The following is a 17,748-nucleotide window of genomic DNA, read 5'->3' as shown; positions in this document are numbered from 1 at the left end:
CGCATTCAAAACAACAATTGCAAATGGGACAACAATGCGTACTTTGACAAAACAATCAACTCTGAGCCTTGCTATCGCTTTGGCTTTTTCAACAAATAGCTTTGCCAATAATAATGAAATAGAAGAAGTCACTGTAGTGGCTAAACCAACCAGTTACGCCAATAGTGTGATTGAACAATCAATGATCGAGCAACAAAGTTCAGTATCAAGTGTATTGGCGGTGATTGATAACTTGCCTGGTATCAGTATTAACGAAGGTGATGCATTTGGTGGTGATGATTGGTCAACCACGATCACCATGCGTGGCTTTAGCATTGACGGCAACCAACAGCAATTAGGTATGACTGTTGATGGCATTCCAAATGGTGGCTCTAATTATGGTGGCGGGGCAAAAGCGAACCGTTATTTAGACAGCGAAAATTTAGCCACGGTAGAAGTAGGCCAAGGTACCTCAGATATCGCATCAGCTTCACTTGAGGCTTTAGGTGGTACGTTTAACTTTGTCAGTAAAGACCCAAGCCTTGAAAAAAGCACCACTTTTGCTTATACCAATGGCGATCATAATGCCTCACGTTATTACTTTAAACATGAAACAGGCAGCATTTTTAACAACACTCAAGCCTATGTGAGTTACTCGCAAACTGATACCAGCCGCTGGATAGGCGATGGCAGCAATGGTGGTAAAGATAACCAACATGCTGAGCTTAAATTTGTATCAAACTTTGACGCGTTAACCCTGACAGGGCGCTTGTCGTATGACGATGTTAGCGAAACAAACTACAACAGCGTAAGCCTTGAACAATTTGCACAAACGCCAGATTGGGATCAACTAACGTGGAATTGGACAGGCACTCCTCACTTTGACCAAATGTTTGCAGAAGGTTGGGGCACGTTACGCGAAAACACCCTAGGTTATTTAAAGTTTGAATACGCTATTTCACCGTCATCATTACTGACAGTCAGCCCGTATTATCATAAAAACTCAGGGCGAGGCGACTGGATCCCACCGTATTTAACCTCACCTGTTGATGAAAATGGTAACCCAACCACTGAAGGCGGCAGTAATGCCGGCTCGTATGGGTTTGTTGATAGTGATGGCAAGCCGCTTACGCCAAACGAAGGTTGCACGCAAAGCTTAAGTTGGCCGTGGGAGTCGGGCCCTGGCTTAAACCCAGCATGTTACTCAGCAGAAGCCACACCGGTGATGTCGTATCGTCATACTCATTATGATAAAAACCGTTTAGGTTTAACCGCTAATTACCAACTAACGCTTGGTATGCACGATATTGAAGCAGGTATTTGGTATGAACAATCAGAGCGCGATGAATCGCGTGATTGGCATAAAGTAATTGATGCTCGTGTCTATCATCACTTTGACAGCACACCCTATTGGACTCAGTACAAAAACACCTTTGATACCGACACCTTCAAATGGTACGTGCAAGACTCAATGGCGCTGGGTGATTTCACCTTAAATATTGGTGCTAAGCAATACCTCGTTGAGTTACAAAAATACGACCACTTTAATGATATCAGCTCAGATAAAGTAAACAGTGATTCAGACGTACTCTTTAGTGCCGGTGTGCTTTATCAGCTTAATAGCAGCACCGAGTTATTTACCAGTTACAGCGAAAACTTTGCAGCAATTAAAGATGGCGTACTTGAGCGCGACAGCTCAACGCTTACCGATATTGAGCCAGAAACCGCTGAGAATATTGACTTTGGTGTACGTTATAACGCTGACCGTTTAAGCCTTACAGCAACCGCTTATTCAATTGAGTTTGAAAACCGTATTACTTTTATTGCCCCGGGTAGTGATACCAGCGGTATTGATTACACTATAGGCACTAATGGTTCGTACATTAATGTGGGCGGTATTGAATCACAAGGTTTTGAGTTATCAGCAAGTTATATGTTAACCAATGAGTGGAATATCTACACATCTTACACTAACAATAGCTCTGAATATGCCTCTGACGACCCAAGTTCATATGCAAACGGTGAGCTAATTGATGGTGCAGGACCAAGCTTTAGAGCGGGTGATGATGTTATTGATGCTCCAAGTGATATGTTCGTGCTCTCTACTGATTACTACAGTGGTGATTTCCGCTTTGGTGTTTCAGCTAAATATACGGGTGAGCGTTTAGGTGCATGGACCGATGAACAAACCCGTGCTCGTAACGAAATTGATGGTTATACCGTGATTGATTTTAACGCAGGCTACTACGCAGAAGTAAATGCAGGGGCATTTAAATCAATCGATATTGCCTTTGCAGTGACTAATGTAACAGATAAACAATACCTTGCTGGTGGCACAGGCAATGGCTCTACTTATTTTATTGGTGCACCGCGCACAGCGGCACTGACATTTACTGCTAATTTCTAAGCTATAGTGTAAACACAAAGCCCATCATTGATGGGCTTTTTGCTATTTTTATAGGTGAAAAATGAAAAAATTAATCAAACTAAATTTACTAGGCATAGTGCTGTTAACCAGCCAATTGGCAGTTGCCACGCAAAATGTAGTGTTAGTCACGCTTGATGGCGTGCGCTGGCAAGAGGTGTTTAACGGCGCGGATGCTAATTTACTCAACAACCCTGAGTTTGTTAAACACAGCGAACAACTTAAGGCTGAATTCTGGCATGAAGACAGTAAACAACGTCAACAATTGTTAATGCCTTTTATAGCGCAAACGGTGGCTAAACAAGGAGCGATTATTGGCGACAGAAATAATAACTCCAAGATGTCGGTCAGTAATCCGTGGTATTTCTCATACCCAGGCTACAACGAAATTTTAACGGGGTTTGTTGATGAGGGCATTAACAGTAATGATAAAATCTTAAACCCAAATCAAACCATGCTTGAACTGCTTGAGCAACAGCCTGAATATAAACACAAAACGGCATTATTTGGCAGTTGGGATGTATTCCCGTTTATTGTGAATGATCAGCGCAGTGGCGTGTATGTCAATGCCGGCTTTATGCCAATTGCCGAGGGTTTATCAAAAGATGCGGCGCTGTTAAATGCGCTGCAAAATGAGATCCCAAGCCCTTGGCACAATGTCCGGTTTGATAGTTTTACCTACCGGTTTGCTAAAGCGTATATGTTGGCTAATAAGCCTAAATTATTGGTGATAAGCTTAGGTGAAACCGATGATTTTGCCCATGATGGCGCTTACGATCATTATTTAAAGTCAGCTAAGCAAAGTGATGCATTTATTCAAGACTTATGGCAAACCATTCAAACAACGCCGGGCTATAAAAACAACACCACCTTGATCATCACCACAGATCATGGCCGTGGCAGTCACGCTAATGATTGGCAACACCATAGCTCAAAACAAGCGTTAGCAAACTCAGAGCAAGGGCGTAAAGCGTTTCCTGAGGGCATAATTGGCTCTGAACATATTTGGTTTGCAGCAATGGGTCCTGCTATTAAAGCCACCGGTTTAGTTACAACCAAAACCGAGCTTAAACAAGCGCAAGTTGCTGCTACCGTATTAACAGCACTGGGCGAAAGCCCACAACAGATAAATCCTAACATGGCACCGGCGATCGCTGAGGTATTAAAATGAAGTCTGTAAGCACTATGATCACAACAACGCTGCTGGCAAGCATGTTAATGAGTTTTACCGCGTTTAGTTCATCAGAGCAAATAACTACGCCACAAAAAATTCTGTTTGGATCCTGCGGTCATCAAGATAAAGCGATTCCCATTTTTGATGCGATCAATAAAGAGAATGCCGATTTGTTTATCTTTTTAGGGGATAACATTTATGGTGACACTAACCATATGCAAGTATTGGCTGATAAGTATCAAAAGCTAGGGGCAAAACCGGGCTTTAAAACACTCAGAGCGCAAACGCCGATTATCGCCATGTGGGATGATCACGATTTTGGCCAAAACGATGCGGGCAAAGAATACCCACATAAACAGCAATCTCGGCAAATTATGCTCGATTTCTTCCAAGAGCCAAAAGCATCCATTAGGCGTACTCGTGCTGATGGTATTTATACTTCGTACAGGTATGGACAAGGCGAGCAAACAGTGCAGGTGATCATGCCTGATCTACGTTGGAATCGTGATGCACTTAATCCTGTTAGCGAAGCCGAATATCACACTAAACGTAAAGCAAACAATCAAGGCCCATACAGCCCAACTGAGGTAAAAGGCGCGTCGATGCTGGGTGAGGCGCAGTGGCAATGGCTTGAGCAAGAACTGAAAAAGCCCGCAGCAATAAAACTGATTAGCTCAAGTTTGCAGTTGTTGCCTGACTTTACAGGCTGGGAATCATGGGCTAATTTTCCTGAGGACCGCGCGCGTTTATTCACACTTATTAAAAAACACCGCGTAAATGGGGTGATTATTATCAGTGGTGATACACACTGGGGAGAAATTTCAAAATACAGTGCCAACCTCGATTACCCATTAACTGAAATGACCAGCTCAGGGTTGACTGAAAAATGGAAAGACGTCAGCCCCAATAAGCACCGCGTTGGGCAATTTACCCATGAAGTAAACTACGGTGATTTAAGCATTGATTGGCAACAAGAAGATCCAGCTATTTCATTACAGCTTAAAGGCATTGATGGCAAAACTATTATGCAAAGCCAATTTAGTTTGTCGAGTATTAGCCCGTATAAATAACAATGCTAGGCTCACAGCATTATGGATTGCAGCTGTGAGTTTACTGCGTTTAAATATCAAGCTAAGCATCTGATTTATTAAAGCCAATTAACGACTTTGGCTACCCCTGTAATTGAAAATATCTTACACTGGTTTTATCTCAAGCAACAACAGTGTCGCCATGCTTAATATTATTCAATCAAACCGGATGGAAGCCCTGCAAGCGCAGTTTCATCAACTGTTAAAGTTAAATCCCTTACCTAGTGTGTTTGACAAAGAAGTGGTGCTGGTACAATCACCAGGGATGTCGCAGTGGCTTAAAATTGGTTTGAGTGAGCAGCTCGGTATTGCTGCGCAGGTGGAGTTCCCATTGCCATCAAGCTTTATTTGGCAGTTATACCAGCAGTTATTGCCTAATGTGCCCAAAGAATCGGCGTTTAATAAGTCTAACCTTGCTTGGAAACTGTTTGCCATATTACCAAGTTGCATTGATGAACCGCTGTATTTACCGCTGAAAACCTATTTAGCGGGCGACAGCGACGGGCAAAAAACCTTTGCACTGTGTGAAAAAATTGCCGACGTGTACGACCAATATTTAATGTATCGGCCGCACTGGATCGCAACCTGGGACAGCGGCGTTGATAAACTAGACGATGTAGACATAAGCATAGCGCCATGGCAGCCTGATCTGTGGCGACGCATTGTTGAGCACAGTAAAGAACTTGGCCAAAGCCAATTCCATCGCGCTAATATGCAAGGTAAGCTGCTCAACGCGCTTGAATTGATGGACGCTAGTTTATTACCTAAACGCATTAATTTATTTGGTATATCTGCGATTGCCAGCTCACAACTTGAGGTGTTTACAGCTTTAAGTCAAAAAACAGAAGTTAACTTATTCTTTTTTAACCCCAGTGCGCACTATTGGGGTGATGTCGTTGATGAAAAAACCGCCGCAAAAATCACCGCTAAATATGCCATCAAACCTCTGTTAGACGCGCAATCTAAACCCGATCAAGATTACTATTTTATTGGTAACCCGCTGCTATCGTCGTGGGGGAAACTCGGCCGTGATTACTTTGAGCAACTAGTACAGTTAGACGCCAATTGGCTTGATGGTTTTATTGATGTATTTGATGACAGCTTACTTGGCCAAATTCAAAGTGAAATTTATCAGCTGGCGTTTAAAGGCGAATCACTAAGCGAAGACAAGGCTTGGTTTATTAATGATGAAGGCAAATTGCCAATAAGCTGTAACGACACCAGCATTACCCTCAGCGACTGCCATACACCGCTTCGAGAAGTAGAGCGTTTACACGACTATTTACTCAATCTGTTTAACCAGAATAAACACCTAACACCGAAAGACATCATCGTCATGATGCCCGATGTAGGCACTTATAGCCCTTATATTGAAGCGGTGTTTGGTGGTGCGCAACACGAGCGCTTTATCCCTTATGCGTTGGCCGATTTAGCCATTGAGCAAGAAAAGCCGGTGCTTAGTTCGTTTGCAAGCCTAGCTAATTTACCGTTTTCGCGCTTTGGGGTGTCAGATATTCTCGACTTATTACAAGTGAGCCAAATAGCCGAAAAGTTCAGTGTTGAAGCTCATGAGTACGAGCAAATTCAGTATTGGCTGGAACGCGTTGGCGTTAAATGGGGCATCAACGCTGAGCATAAACACAGCTTTGATTTGCCCGCTATAGAGCTCAATACCTGGCAACATGGTTTAAACCGATTATTGCTGGGGATTGCGCAGCGCGACGAGCAATGCCCTTACAGAGGGATTTACAGCGCCGATGAAGTGGAAGGCATGGCGCTTGATACACTCAATAAATTAGTACATTTTATTGATGTATTACAACACTATAAAGAGCAACTAAGCCCAGATGATACGTTGACCAACAAAGCCGCTATTTTGGCAAATCTATTAACCGAAATTTATGAAAGCGACAGTGACGATAGCTGGGATTTATTAGTGCTGCAAAACGTGCTCGACGAGCTGAAAAAGCACCACGACAATGGCGATTACAGCCAAGCCGTGTCGCAGCGTATTGTGAGTGATTTAATCAAACAAGGTATTCAAGAAAAAGGCGTAGGGCAGCGATTCTTAGTTGGCCAAGTAAACTTTTGTACACTAATGCCAATGCGCGCAGTGCCATTTAAAGTGGTGTGTATGCTTGGTCTAAATGATGCTGACTATCCGCGCACTGTGCAACCAATTGGTTTTGATTTAGTGCCGTATTCTAAAAAACAAAAAGGTGACCGATCACGTAAATTGGATGATCGCTATTTGTTTTTAGAAGCACTGCTCAGTGCCCGCGATAATTTGTATATGAGCTACATTGGTCGCTCGTGTTTTGATAACCAACCGCGCATGCCATCAACCTTGGTTAGCGAGTTATTAGAATACATTGGTCGCAGCTTTGTATACGCTGAACAAGTCGATAAAAAATTACCAGAGAGCTTAATTACCCAGCAGCATTTGCAGCCCTTTAATAGCCAGTATTATCAACCAAGTTTAAACCACACGCTGCAAAGTGATCACAGCTATAATCCAATTTGGCTACCTACTGCGCCAATAATGCCAGAGCCTGCAACAGCCCTTAATGTTAGTGCGCCTGAGCAGCTTGATCTTGATGTGTTTATTCGCAGTGTCTGCCATGCTCAAGAGAGCTTTTATCAACAAAGTTTAGGTTTGCGCTTACCGCAATTTAATGAAGTGGCTAAAGACGAAGAGCCATTTAGTTTAGATGCACTAAAGCGTTACTTTTATCTTGATGAAATACTGCAAGCAAATATTAACGAGCAACCGCTCAGCACTGCACAAATACTACAGCGCGGAGATTTACCGCAAGCTAATGTGGGCGACATTATTTACGACAGTATGCAGCACCGCGTTGATGCACTCGCAGGGCAAGTGAAAGAGCAAATAAAGGGCGGCAAAAGTGAGCCGATTGAGGTTAAGTTAATTCTTGAAAGCACCCAAGTAGAAGGCTGGTTAAACCAAGTGTATTTGCAAAAGCAGGTGTTTTACCGCAGTGCCAGCATTAAAGCCAAAGATCTGATCAAAGGCTTTATTTATCATTTAGCAGCACAAAGCATGCAGCAAAACGTTGAAACTTTACTGCTGGGCCTTGATAAACAAATTAGTTTTGCGCCACTTAGCAAAGCAGCTGCCGATGCGCTGTTAGCCGATTGGTTTGCTTTGTATAAAGCGTTACGACAAGCTCCGGTGGCGTTTTTTCCGGTTAGTGGTTATGAATACATTAAAAGCGGCGGTGATATAAACAAAGCAATGAGTAAATTTAGCCCGCAATACATTGGCCGTGGCGAGGGGGAAGACCCTTATATTCGCTTAACTGTGCAGTCGTTAGCCGATTGCCAAGACGAATTTATAAACTGGAGCGAGCAACTGCTGGCACCATTATTTGCTCACGCCAAGGAGAGTGACTATGCAAGCGCTTAACCCACTCACTATGCCGCTAACAGGGCAGAGCCTGATTGAAGCCAGTGCCGGTACCGGTAAAACCTATACCATAACGGGTTTATATTTACGTTATTTGCTCGGTATGCAAAACGCTGATGAACGCACTGCCGCCGTTAATGTGCCGCTCAGTGTTGAGCAAATATTGGTGGTGACGTTTACCGATGCCGCCACCCAAGAAATTAAAGACAGGGTGCGTAGCCGTATTATTGCCGCCCGCGATGCCTTGCTTGGTCAAGACCCTGATGATGAGCTGATAAGCGGCGTAATTGCTGCAATTGACGATAAACACCGTGCCTTTGACTTACTCGATGCGGCGGCTAAATCAATGGACGAAGCGGCAATTTTTACCATACATGGTTTTTGCCAACGGATGCTTAAACAGCATGCGTTTGAATCTGGCGTGGCGTTTAATTTAGAATTTATCCTCGATGAGCGCGATATTCTGCTTGAGACCATTAAAGATTTTTGGCGTGCCTTTGTATACCCGCTAGATAAAGAAAAAACCGATGCCATATTAAAAGTGTTCGCCGCGCCAGAGCAGTTGTTCTCACAGGTGTCGAGTATTTTAAATAAAGGCAATGCGCAGATCACACCACAAATAAAGTTAGAGGATGTGTGGCAAGCCCGCGAGCAATATTTAGCAAAAGTACCTAGCTTTAAAAAAGCCTGTTTAGAGAGCGAGTTTATTGCTGCAATTAAAGGTTCAGGGCTGAGTGGTTCAAAAACACCGGCGCGTAAAGGCAGCTTACAAGCGCTGGAAGAATTTTGTTTAGGCGACGAGGTATTTTTTGAGTTTGGCACCAGCAAATATTCGTTTGCGGTGTGGGGCAGCGATAGCCTCATCGATGCCAGTAATTATAAAAAAAATCAGCCGTTATTTACTCATCCGTTGGTCGCAGAATTTGATGAGCTCGCAGCACTGACTGCCACAGTAAATCAAGGCTTAGCGATTGCTATTGCGCAACATGCTGCAAGCTGGGTAAAAACCGCTATAGTAAAACGCAAGCAAGAGCAAAGTGTGATCACCCCTGATGATTTACTTAGCAACTTACACAGTGCGCTACAAAGTGAGCAAGGCGATACATTGGCGCAAAAAATAGCGCAGCTATTTCCGGTGGCAATGATTGATGAGTTTCAAGATACGGATCCCATTCAGTACGGCATTTTTAGTAAAATTTATGGCCAAGAAAATACCACCCTCGCCATGATTGGCGACCCAAAACAGGCTATTTATGGTTTTAGGGGCGCGGATATTTTTACTTACATTGGTGCAAAGCAGGCGGTTGTAAACGAGCAGCAATTTACCTTAGGCACTAACTTTCGCTCCAGTAGCGATGTAGTACAAAGCGTAAACCAGCTATTTGGTAAACACGCTAATAGCTTTATTTATAATGACGCCATTCCATTTAACCCAGTCGCAGCAAAAGGTAAACAAGCCGATAAGTCATTTTTACTCGATGGCAAGCCTGCCACTGCCTTTGAGTTTTGTGTGTTTGCAGACTCCGCCGCAGATGAAAAAAACAAACCAACCAGCAAAGGCTTTGGTCAGCAACAATTAGCGCAGTATTTTGCCAATAAAATAGTCACTTTGCTGGAGCAAGCTGCCCAAGGGCGAGCTTGTATAGGTACAACACCTATTACAGCTGCCGATATTTGTATTTTGGTGCGCGACCGTGTTGAAGCGCAAATAATGAAAAAAGCCCTTAGCGAGGCACATATTGCCAGCGTGTATTTGTCGCGTGATAGCGTGTTTAATCAAGAGTTAAGCCACCATTTACTGAATTTTTTAACAGCCTTACATGGCCAATATGATGAGTCGTTACTGCGCGGGGTATTAGCAGGGCCGTTATTTTGCCTCAGTTATAATGCCATATATGCGTTGCATGAAGACGAAACCCAGTGGCAACAGTATTTAAGCTTTTTTGCCTCCCTGAGCGAAATTTGGCACAAACAAGGTGCCATGGCGATGATGGAACAGTTACTTAGCCATAATCAGCTGAGCGCTAAATGGCAGGGCTTAGGCTATAACGTTGAACGTTGGTTAACTGACTTTAGGCATTTGGCTGAAATACTGCAGCAAAAGCAAATTGAGCTGGAAGGCACGCTGCGTTTACTGCGTTGGTTTGCGCAAAAGGTTAGCCAGCAAGACGGCGAAGCGGTGCAAGTGCGCTTAGAAAGTGACGCTAACTTAGTGAAAATAGTGACCATGCACGCATCAAAAGGGCTTGAATATCCGTTGGTGTTTATGCCGTTTGCCAGTGGCTTTCGGGAAACCAAAGACGCGCTTTATCATCAAGATGGTAAGCTGATTTACGATTTAAGTAAAACTGAAGACGCACTACAAAAAGCCCAACAAGAGCGCTTAGCCGAAGACTTGCGCTTGTTATACGTAGCACTAACTCGTGCTGTGCATTTTTGTGCCATTGGCTTGTATAACCTTGGCCAAGGACAAAGCAGCCGCTTAGCAATACAAAGTAGCTCGTTAGGGCATGTATTATTTGCAGGCTTAGACATTACCAGCAGCCAAGTGTGGCGTGAGCATTTGCAAGCGTTTTGTGCTGAAAATCACGCAATGGGCTATCAGCAATTTAACTCAGAGCAACTTGCCGAGCAGGGCGTATTAACGTTTACCAGCAGCCAAGCTGCCAGTGAAACACTCACTGTTAATCAGGTTAATGCCCGTATTGAACGTAATTGGCGCGCCACCAGTTTTAGTGCCTTGAGTTTTAAAAAGTACACCGATCATATAGAGCCCGGGCGCAGTGATGAAGATCACGAAAAAGACGAGTTTGCCGCCCAGCAAGATGCAATACTCTCGCCATATAGCTTCCCTAAAGGCGCAAAACCAGGCAGTTGTTTGCATGAAATTTTTGAGCAACTCGATTTTACCCAGCCAGCAGTTCACCCGACTAACGCAGAGCAAAACCTAGCAGCTGTGGTTGAGCGCAGTTTAAAAAAATACCACATTAGCGAGCAGTGGCAAGCAACCACTGAGCAATGGATACTCGATGCGCTACATTGCCCATTGAACGAACAAGGCTTGAGCCTTGCTGTGTTAACCCCGCAGCAATGTTTAGTGGAGATGGAATTTAACTTGCCACTGAGTCACTTATCAGCCAAGCAATTAAATGCGGTATTAATTAAAGAGTTTGCTTTTAATCAAAGCCGGTTGGATTTTTATGATGTCAAAGGCCTGCTTAAAGGCTTTGTTGATTTAATATTTTGCTATGACGATCAGTATTATATTTTAGATTACAAATCAAATTACTTAGGTAGCCAAGCAAGTGATTACGAGCAAGATGCCCTAGAGCAAGCAATGAGCAGCCATCAGTATCATTTACAGTATTTAATTTATACCGTGGCTTTGCATCGGTTATTAAAACAACGGCTACCTAATTACCGCATAGAGCAACATTTAGGCGGCGTGTATTACACCTTTTTACGTGGCATGAGCGAGGGTAAAGGCGTGTATTTTAAAAAGCTAACCACAGCGCAAGTGCTGATTTTAGATGGCTTGTTTAGTGAAGGAACCATGTTATGAACACCGAACAACAAACTAGCCCTGTAATAGTGCCATTACTGGATTATTTGCTCAGTGAAAATCGTGTGCGCATGGTTGATATAAAACTAGCGGAATTACTTTGTGAACATCAACATGATGATGTTTTTTACCTGATTTTATTGCTCAGTAATGCACAACAAAGCCAACATAGCTGCTTAACGTTGCACGACCTTGATTGGCAAAATCCGTTTAATTTACGCCAAGCAGAGTTTAGCCAGCTGGTACTAAGCGTGCCAGATAGCTTAAGCCCATTTAATGATGGCTTTAGCACCGAACAGGCACTTATTTGCTTACAACATCATGCCAGTGTTGGCCCTGAAAAACCCTTGTTGTTATTTGATAACCGACTGTACTTTGCCCGCCTCGCAGGGTACGAGCATACCCTTGCACAACGTTTATTACAGATGAGCCAACAAACAGTGACGGTTGATAACCATGCACTCGCGCAGTTGCTTGAACACTACTTTCCAACGGAGCAAACCGATAGCACTGATCCGCAAAAAATAGACTGGCAAAAAGTAGCGTGTGCAATGGCGGCGACTAAAGGGTTTAGTGTGATCACAGGTGGCCCTGGTACAGGTAAAACCACTACAGTGACAAAATTATTAGCAATATTACAGTCACTTTATCAACATGCTCCTTTGAGTATTAAGCTGGTGGCACCGACGGGTAAAGCGGCAGCACGCTTGAGTGAATCAATACTAGGCGCAAAAGATAAACTCACCAGTATTCCCGAGCATATAAAAACCTTAATACCACAAAGTGCCCAGACGATTCACCGTTTACTCGGGGTTAAACCCTTTACAAATAAATTTAGGCATTCAGCGGCCAACCCATTACACGTTGATTTGTTGATCATCGATGAAGCTTCAATGGTTGATTTATCATTGATGGCAAAGCTCATTGAAGCATTACCAGCTCACGCGCGGCTCATTTTATTGGGTGATAAAGACCAACTTGCCTCGGTAGATACTGGCAGTGTAATGAGCGACCTATGCCAAGGCTTAGTGCTTGACCAAACACCAAGTTATTCTGTTGAGCGCTGCGCAGAGCTGAATCAGTTATGCTTTAACGGCGCAGATAAACTGCAAAGTAATCCAAGTGATTTTAAACTTGCTGATTGTATTGCATTTTTACAACACAGTTATCGCTTTGATGCAAAAAGCGGTATTGGCCAATTAGCACAAGCGGTGAATACCAATAACAGTGGCAAGCTCAATTACGTAGAGCAAGAGGTAAACAGCGGCGCATTTAAGGATGTGATTTTTGATTATGATTTAGTCAGCCAACCACTTGATAAATTGGTGCAAAGTGCTGCTAGTAAATACGCCGAGTATCTGCAATTAATTGCCCAGCAAGCAAGTAGTGCCGCAGTACATAAAGCGTTTTCCAGCTACCAGCTGTTAGCCGCTGTGCGCGAAGGTGATTATGGCGTAAATAATTTAAATCATCGCATTGAAAAGCAACTTGCACAACTAGGCTTAATAACCTTAAATTCTGATCAGCGCCATTATGTGGGCATGCCAATAATGATTGCGCAAAACGACTATCAGCTAAAATTATTCAACGGTGATATCGGTATTTTAATGCTTGATGAAAACGGCCAATTAAAAGCAGTATTTATCGACGAGCAGGGCAGTGAACGGGCATTTTCGCCAGCGCGATTGCCCGCCCACGACAAAGTGTATGTAATGACGATTCATAAATCACAAGGCTCTGAATTTAACTACACTGCCATGGTGTTGCCACCGGCAAACCAAGCAACCGCAGGCATCAATCGCCAGTTAGTTTACACCGGCATCACCCGCGCCAAAAACACCTTCGAACTTGTCGCCGACAAAAAAGTGTTATTAATGGCCATGAATAAATCAGTAAGCAGAGCATCAGGGTTGTATGAGAGGTTAACGTTGGGCTGAGCAAGCTAGTAAGCGAGGGTGAAGTGGAAAGTCTCAGTTTGCGAGTTAGCAAGTGTAAAGTTTGCGAGGCAGAGATTAGCGCAGTGCTTAATTTACCTTGTAGGAACAGGCTTCAGCCGTGATTGATCTATTTATATGTAGGACGTGCTTTAGCGTATAAGATTGCGATGTTTTGTGCATAGGTTTTATACATCACCAATTCGCTTTATTGTATAGCACTATTAACCGCAGTTTTGTGGTGTTATAAACTACCATAATGGGGAAGATTAAGCTAAAGGTAGTCATAAATACAAAAGTAAAGTTGTATTTATAAAGGCTTGCTGACGATATTTCTAAGTCAATATGTAAACTTGAAGCTGATGGCTTCGAATTTGTTTCTATTAGCAATATAAATTCAGGCAGTTATAAATCTGATTACTCTAATTCAGATAGGTCAAGCTATGGGTGGGGCTATGGTTTTAGTATTAGCGAAGGTGTTTTAATTACTGTAAAGAAAGTATAAGAACACATCAGAGCCTTAATTATCTTTGCCGGCAGTGTGTTTTTTGACCGTCCCTCTACAATGTCGGCCATTTATAAATCAATAAATTAACTCATCAATACTCGCTCTAACATCTGCAATGGTGATAAATAATTTGTTATCTGCGTCTTTAAATGAAGTGAAGCCGTATTTTTCATAGAAATTCTCAGCACCGTCTTTTGCGTCAACAATGACGATAGGAAAGGCGATTGTATCACTTGCCATTAATAGTTTTTTTAGTGCATCAACTAACAGCCATTCACCAAAACCTTGGCCTTTATATCTATGATCAACCGCTAAGCGTGCAATTAAACCACCAGAAGTTACATTGTGATGCTTTTTTTGTAATTTAACGGGCAAATCTAGAAGATTAATTGCTGTCATTGTTAATGTATAAAAACCAATGATGTGTTCAGGGCATTGCTTATCCTCAAGCACAAATGTACGCGTATTGTCTTTCTTAGCTTGTTGGCTTGCCATAACCTTGAAGTAATTATTGAGTGCGACAATACCGCTGTCAAAACGGTTTCGGTCATGTTTAGCTTTATCTAATTGGACAGTATTCATTATTGAGTTTTATTTTTATAACGAGTAGCTGCACTTTGTAATTTACTATTTGGTTTGGCCGGTTGGTCTAACGCGGCCATTAAAGTCATGGTATCTTGCTGACTCAATTGTAGGGCACGCTCACGTTCCATAATCGTTTTTGCTTTTTCAACAGCTGCACTAAGCACAAATGAATTAATACTAGACATCCCCGCAATAGCTGCGGCTTGTGATAGCAGTTCTTGTGTATCCATATCTACACGCGCAGTAATTCGAGGTAATGCAGTGGTCATAATAATCTCCATTCAGTGTCAAAGTGGCACAAGCGAATTGTAGTATGATTTTTATGCACTGGCAAGTCATGTGTCATTATGGCACATAGCCGATCGTTCAGGGGCAGGTGGCTTTGGTGCTTGAAGCATTACAGCTATAGTGTGGAGTGAACATAAATCAGCGATCATAATTAGTATATACATAGCGCAAACTGAGGTATCAATGAATAAACGCAATGAGGCGATCGCTAAACTAGGGAACGCCATGTTTAGAGTTTATACATCGCAGCTTTTTATTGACAAAGCTAAGGTTGAGGTCTTTCATGGATAAAGAATAAAGCCTGATGCTCCTGCCATAACAGCTAAACCATTGAATCAGAATAGTAACTCGGCTATTGTTGATGAATTAAAAAATAAATAAAACGAGTTATTCATAAGGCTCGTTATAGAGGGAGTTTGTATAGGTGGATATTGAAGTTGCTTTGGTAAGCGCGTTTACAGTAAATGGCAAAGGTGGCAACCTTGCTGGTGTTGTGTTTAATGCTGACAACCTCTCAGATGCTGAAAAACTAAAAATTGCCCAAGCTGTTGGGTATTCAGAAACAGCTTTTGTTGCTAGTGATAATGAAGCTGATTTTGCGGTGTCTTTTTTTACAACAACAGCAGAAGTGGATTTTTGTGGCCATGCTACGTTAGCTACTTTTTCTACAATGTACCAAAAAGGTATGCTTACTGCGGGTTCTTATGTTCAGCGCACAAAAGCTGGCATGCTGTCAGTGGCTATTGAGTCAAATGGTAAGGTCGTCATGGAGCAGCAATTACCTGAAAAAATAGCGAGCTTTTCATCTCAACAAATTGCCCATGTTATTGGCTTAGAAAGTAATATACTTGAAAGCACACACTTACCGATTGAAGCTATTTCCACAGGGCTCGCAGATGTGATTATTGCTGTTCCTCGTGGCTATTTAGATACACTAGTGCCAGACGATGAACGTATCGCTGATTTTTGCAAACAGCATAACCTTGTTGGTTTTCATGTTTTTGAGCTTTGTGAATTGCAAAGTAAACATACAGCAAGCTGTCGTAATTTTGCTCCTTTGTTTGGTATTTCTGAAGAATCAGCAACAGGGAGTTCTTGTGGGGCTTTAGCCTGTTACCTTAGTGAGCATCTTACTGAGTTAGGGAGTGAATATGTTTTTGAACAAGGTAGAGCTATGAATTGCATTTCTGTAATTACGGCATCGGTTGAGTCTGATAATTCAATAATACGCAGCGTAAAAGTGGGTGGTTTTGCCAATAGTATTGGTACAGTGTTAATCGCCGTATAACAGCTACTCTCTTAAGCCTAGTAATTGATAGTTTTATTCGAGGCTTGTTTTAGCCAAGATGAGATTGATCTTAAAGGATTCAGTGTAAAATGAATACCATATTCCTACCCATGTTTGCTCACGTAATTTTATGTGCAGTGCTATATGGCTTACTTACAATCGCTAGGGCGCCGAGTATCTGGGGGCTAGGGCAACGAGCTGATGGCTCTAATCCCTATCAATCTATACAGTCAAAACTCAGTGCTAATTTGAGTAACCAGTTTGAGTGGCCGATGTTTTTTCATCTAATTTGTGTGTTGCTAATATCTTCTGGCTCGCAGATTAGTTCAGTTTATTGTTTACTGGCTTGGGTATTTATCGCTGGACGAGTAATGCACAGTGGTGTTCAAGTGTTCACTGCAAATATAAGACTGCGAGGTATTGTTTTTACAATTAACTTCATCGCAGTAATCGCAATGTGGCTGATGTATTGCATTGAAAAAATGTTTTAGTGTATCGAGCACTTGCAGATAGCACTATGTGGATTAACAATATGAAGCATCAAATAATTTTACCATGCGCAGTAACATGCAGTTCATTAGCAAGCATACTATGAGTGGTTAAATCGGCATGCTTTGCTTTAAATTAAAAACGAGTATGTTGCTAAGTGGTATTTAAACCACTTATTTTGAGGGATTATGCAGATAAAACAAATCACATGGCAGCAGGCGTTACCGATCAGGCACTGTGTTTTGTGGCCGCAGAAGCCGCTGCAATTTTGCAAAGTAGTGGGAGATGAAACGGCCACTCACTTTGGTGGCTTTTTAAATGATGAATTGGTTTGTGTCGCGTCAGTTTATAGCCAAGGAAATGTCGCTCGTTTAAGAAAGTTTGCTACCTTAGCTAACTTTCAGGGTAGGGGCGTTGGCTCTGCAGTCATCACTCATGTTATTACACATTTAAAACAATTGAACATTAACTATTTTTGGTGTGATGCACGTACAACTGCGAGTAGTTTTTATGAACAGTTTGGGATGGACGTTGAAGGCCCTGCGTTTGATAAAGCAGGTGTGCAGTATTATAAAATGTCTGTCAGCTGGTGATACAAGTACCCAACCTTTTCTCTGGTTGCTGATAAGTTGCTTCATTAATGCTTAAGATAAACTCTATAATCTAGCGCGTATTATATAGGTATCTAGTACCTAAAATCGCACTATTTGCATTATTACAAGCCTCTAAGACTACATTCCAATCGTACAACGGTCCATAATTTATAGCCTGACCAAAATAGTTAAAGTTAATTTGTTTTAATTGTTGTTATTAACTTGTTAATGTAAGCGCTTACATGCTAAATTTATTACTCTGCACACGCTAAAACTATTTAAAAGGATGGTTTACCACAATGCGTGTGTTTGACAAGCGCTACATTTCAATTGTTCGGAATTGCTATGGATCTTAATGTAAGCGCTTTCATTTCTGTTGTTTGTGAGATGAATAAAAAGGACTCGTTC

At 42.3% G+C, this 17,748-nt stretch carries 11 protein-coding genes and 1 pseudogene; 10 read left to right on the top strand and 2 right to left on the bottom strand.

Going from position 1 to position 17,748, the window contains the following annotated elements; translation table 11 throughout:
• Nucleotides 1–34: 34 nt before the first annotated feature.
• The 6 genes from A7968_RS12590 (at nucleotide 35) to recD (ending at nucleotide 13,592) form a co-directional block, all read left to right on the top strand.
• Nucleotides 35–2,386 (top strand): TonB-dependent receptor domain-containing protein, encoded by a 2,352-nt coding sequence (locus tag A7968_RS12590; protein WP_064666931.1) that lies wholly within the window; start codon nucleotides 35–37, stop codon nucleotides 2,384–2,386.
• 61 nt (nucleotides 2,387–2,447) lie between these two features.
• Complete coding sequence (locus A7968_RS12585; RefSeq protein ID WP_064666930.1) at nucleotides 2,448–3,575, top strand: alkaline phosphatase family protein; 1,128 nt, start codon at nucleotides 2,448–2,450, stop codon at nucleotides 3,573–3,575.
• Between the two features lie 41 nt (nucleotides 3,576–3,616).
• A complete protein-coding gene (locus A7968_RS12580) occupies nucleotides 3,617–4,648 on the top strand; it encodes an alkaline phosphatase D family protein (protein WP_227008926.1) in 1,032 nt (343 codons plus the stop codon).
• Nucleotides 4,649–4,808: 160 nt separating this feature from the next.
• Entirely contained in the window at nucleotides 4,809–8,093 is a 3,285-nt protein-coding gene (gene recC, locus A7968_RS12575) for an exodeoxyribonuclease V subunit gamma (RefSeq protein WP_064666929.1), read from the top strand.
• Entirely contained in the window at nucleotides 8,080–11,655 is a 3,576-nt protein-coding gene (gene recB / locus A7968_RS12570) for an exodeoxyribonuclease V subunit beta (RefSeq protein ID WP_064666928.1), read from the top strand. The genes recC and recB overlap by 14 nt, the downstream gene beginning before the upstream one ends.
• Nucleotides 11,652–13,592, top strand: coding sequence for an exodeoxyribonuclease V subunit alpha (recD, locus tag A7968_RS12565; RefSeq protein WP_064666927.1), 1,941 nt, complete (start codon nucleotides 11,652–11,654; stop codon nucleotides 13,590–13,592). Before recB ends, recD begins: the two co-directional genes overlap by 4 nt.
• 580 nt (nucleotides 13,593–14,172) lie before the next feature.
• Here the strand turns inward: recD and A7968_RS12560 are convergent.
• Nucleotides 14,173–14,682 (bottom strand): GNAT family N-acetyltransferase, encoded by a 510-nt coding sequence (locus A7968_RS12560; protein ID WP_157586735.1) that lies wholly within the window; start codon nucleotides 14,680–14,682, stop codon nucleotides 14,173–14,175.
• Nucleotides 14,679–14,951: a type II toxin-antitoxin system TacA family antitoxin gene (locus A7968_RS12555; protein WP_064666925.1), complete on the bottom strand. Its 273-nt coding sequence runs from the start codon at nucleotides 14,949–14,951 to the stop codon at nucleotides 14,679–14,681. Before A7968_RS12555 ends, A7968_RS12560 begins: the two co-directional genes overlap by 4 nt.
• A 79-nt stretch (nucleotides 14,952–15,030) precedes the next feature.
• Between A7968_RS12555 and A7968_RS23585 the strand changes: the two are divergent.
• From A7968_RS23585 to A7968_RS12540, 4 genes and pseudogenes are all read left to right on the top strand, one after another.
• Nucleotides 15,031–15,261, top strand: a pseudogene (locus A7968_RS23585) (hypothetical protein); the annotation flags it as partial.
• Nucleotides 15,262–15,394: 133 nt separating this feature from the next.
• Complete coding sequence (locus A7968_RS12550; protein WP_064666924.1) at nucleotides 15,395–16,258, top strand: PhzF family phenazine biosynthesis protein; 864 nt, start codon at nucleotides 15,395–15,397, stop codon at nucleotides 16,256–16,258.
• Nucleotides 16,259–16,347: 89 nt separating this feature from the next.
• Nucleotides 16,348–16,749 carry an MAPEG family protein gene (locus A7968_RS12545; RefSeq protein ID WP_064666923.1) on the top strand — a complete coding sequence of 134 codons (402 nt, stop codon included), beginning with the start codon at nucleotides 16,348–16,350 and terminating at the stop codon, nucleotides 16,747–16,749.
• A 186-nt stretch (nucleotides 16,750–16,935) separates the two neighbouring features.
• Nucleotides 16,936–17,340, top strand: a complete 405-nt coding sequence (locus A7968_RS12540) for a GNAT family N-acetyltransferase (RefSeq protein ID WP_064666922.1) — start codon at nucleotides 16,936–16,938, stop codon at nucleotides 17,338–17,340.
• Nucleotides 17,341–17,748: the final 408 nt, after the last annotated feature.

Origin of the sequence: Pseudoalteromonas prydzensis, from assembly GCF_001661495.1 — a bacterium.
Taxonomy (GTDB): Bacteria; Pseudomonadota; Gammaproteobacteria; order Enterobacterales; family Alteromonadaceae; genus Pseudoalteromonas; species Pseudoalteromonas prydzensis.
This window is presented reverse-complemented; position numbering and strand designations above follow the sequence as displayed.

Coding starts and splice junctions, on each gene's coding strand:
- A7968_RS12590 (WP_064666931.1), top strand. CDS start 35: ATGCGTACTTTGACAAAACAATCAACTCTGAGCCTTGCTATCGCTTTG.
- A7968_RS12585 (WP_064666930.1), top strand. CDS start 2,448: ATGAAAAAATTAATCAAACTAAATTTACTAGGCATAGTGCTGTTAACC.
- A7968_RS12580 (WP_227008926.1), top strand. CDS start 3,617: ATGTTAATGAGTTTTACCGCGTTTAGTTCATCAGAGCAAATAACTACG.
- recC (WP_064666929.1), top strand. CDS start 4,809: ATGCTTAATATTATTCAATCAAACCGGATGGAAGCCCTGCAAGCGCAG.
- recB (WP_064666928.1), top strand. CDS start 8,080: ATGCAAGCGCTTAACCCACTCACTATGCCGCTAACAGGGCAGAGCCTG.
- recD (WP_064666927.1), top strand. CDS start 11,652: ATGAACACCGAACAACAAACTAGCCCTGTAATAGTGCCATTACTGGAT.
- A7968_RS12555 (WP_064666925.1), bottom strand. CDS start 14,951: ATGACCACTGCATTACCTCGAATTACTGCGCGTGTAGATATGGATACA.
- A7968_RS12545 (WP_064666923.1), top strand. CDS start 16,348: ATGAATACCATATTCCTACCCATGTTTGCTCACGTAATTTTATGTGCA.
- A7968_RS12540 (WP_064666922.1), top strand. CDS start 16,936: ATGCAGATAAAACAAATCACATGGCAGCAGGCGTTACCGATCAGGCAC.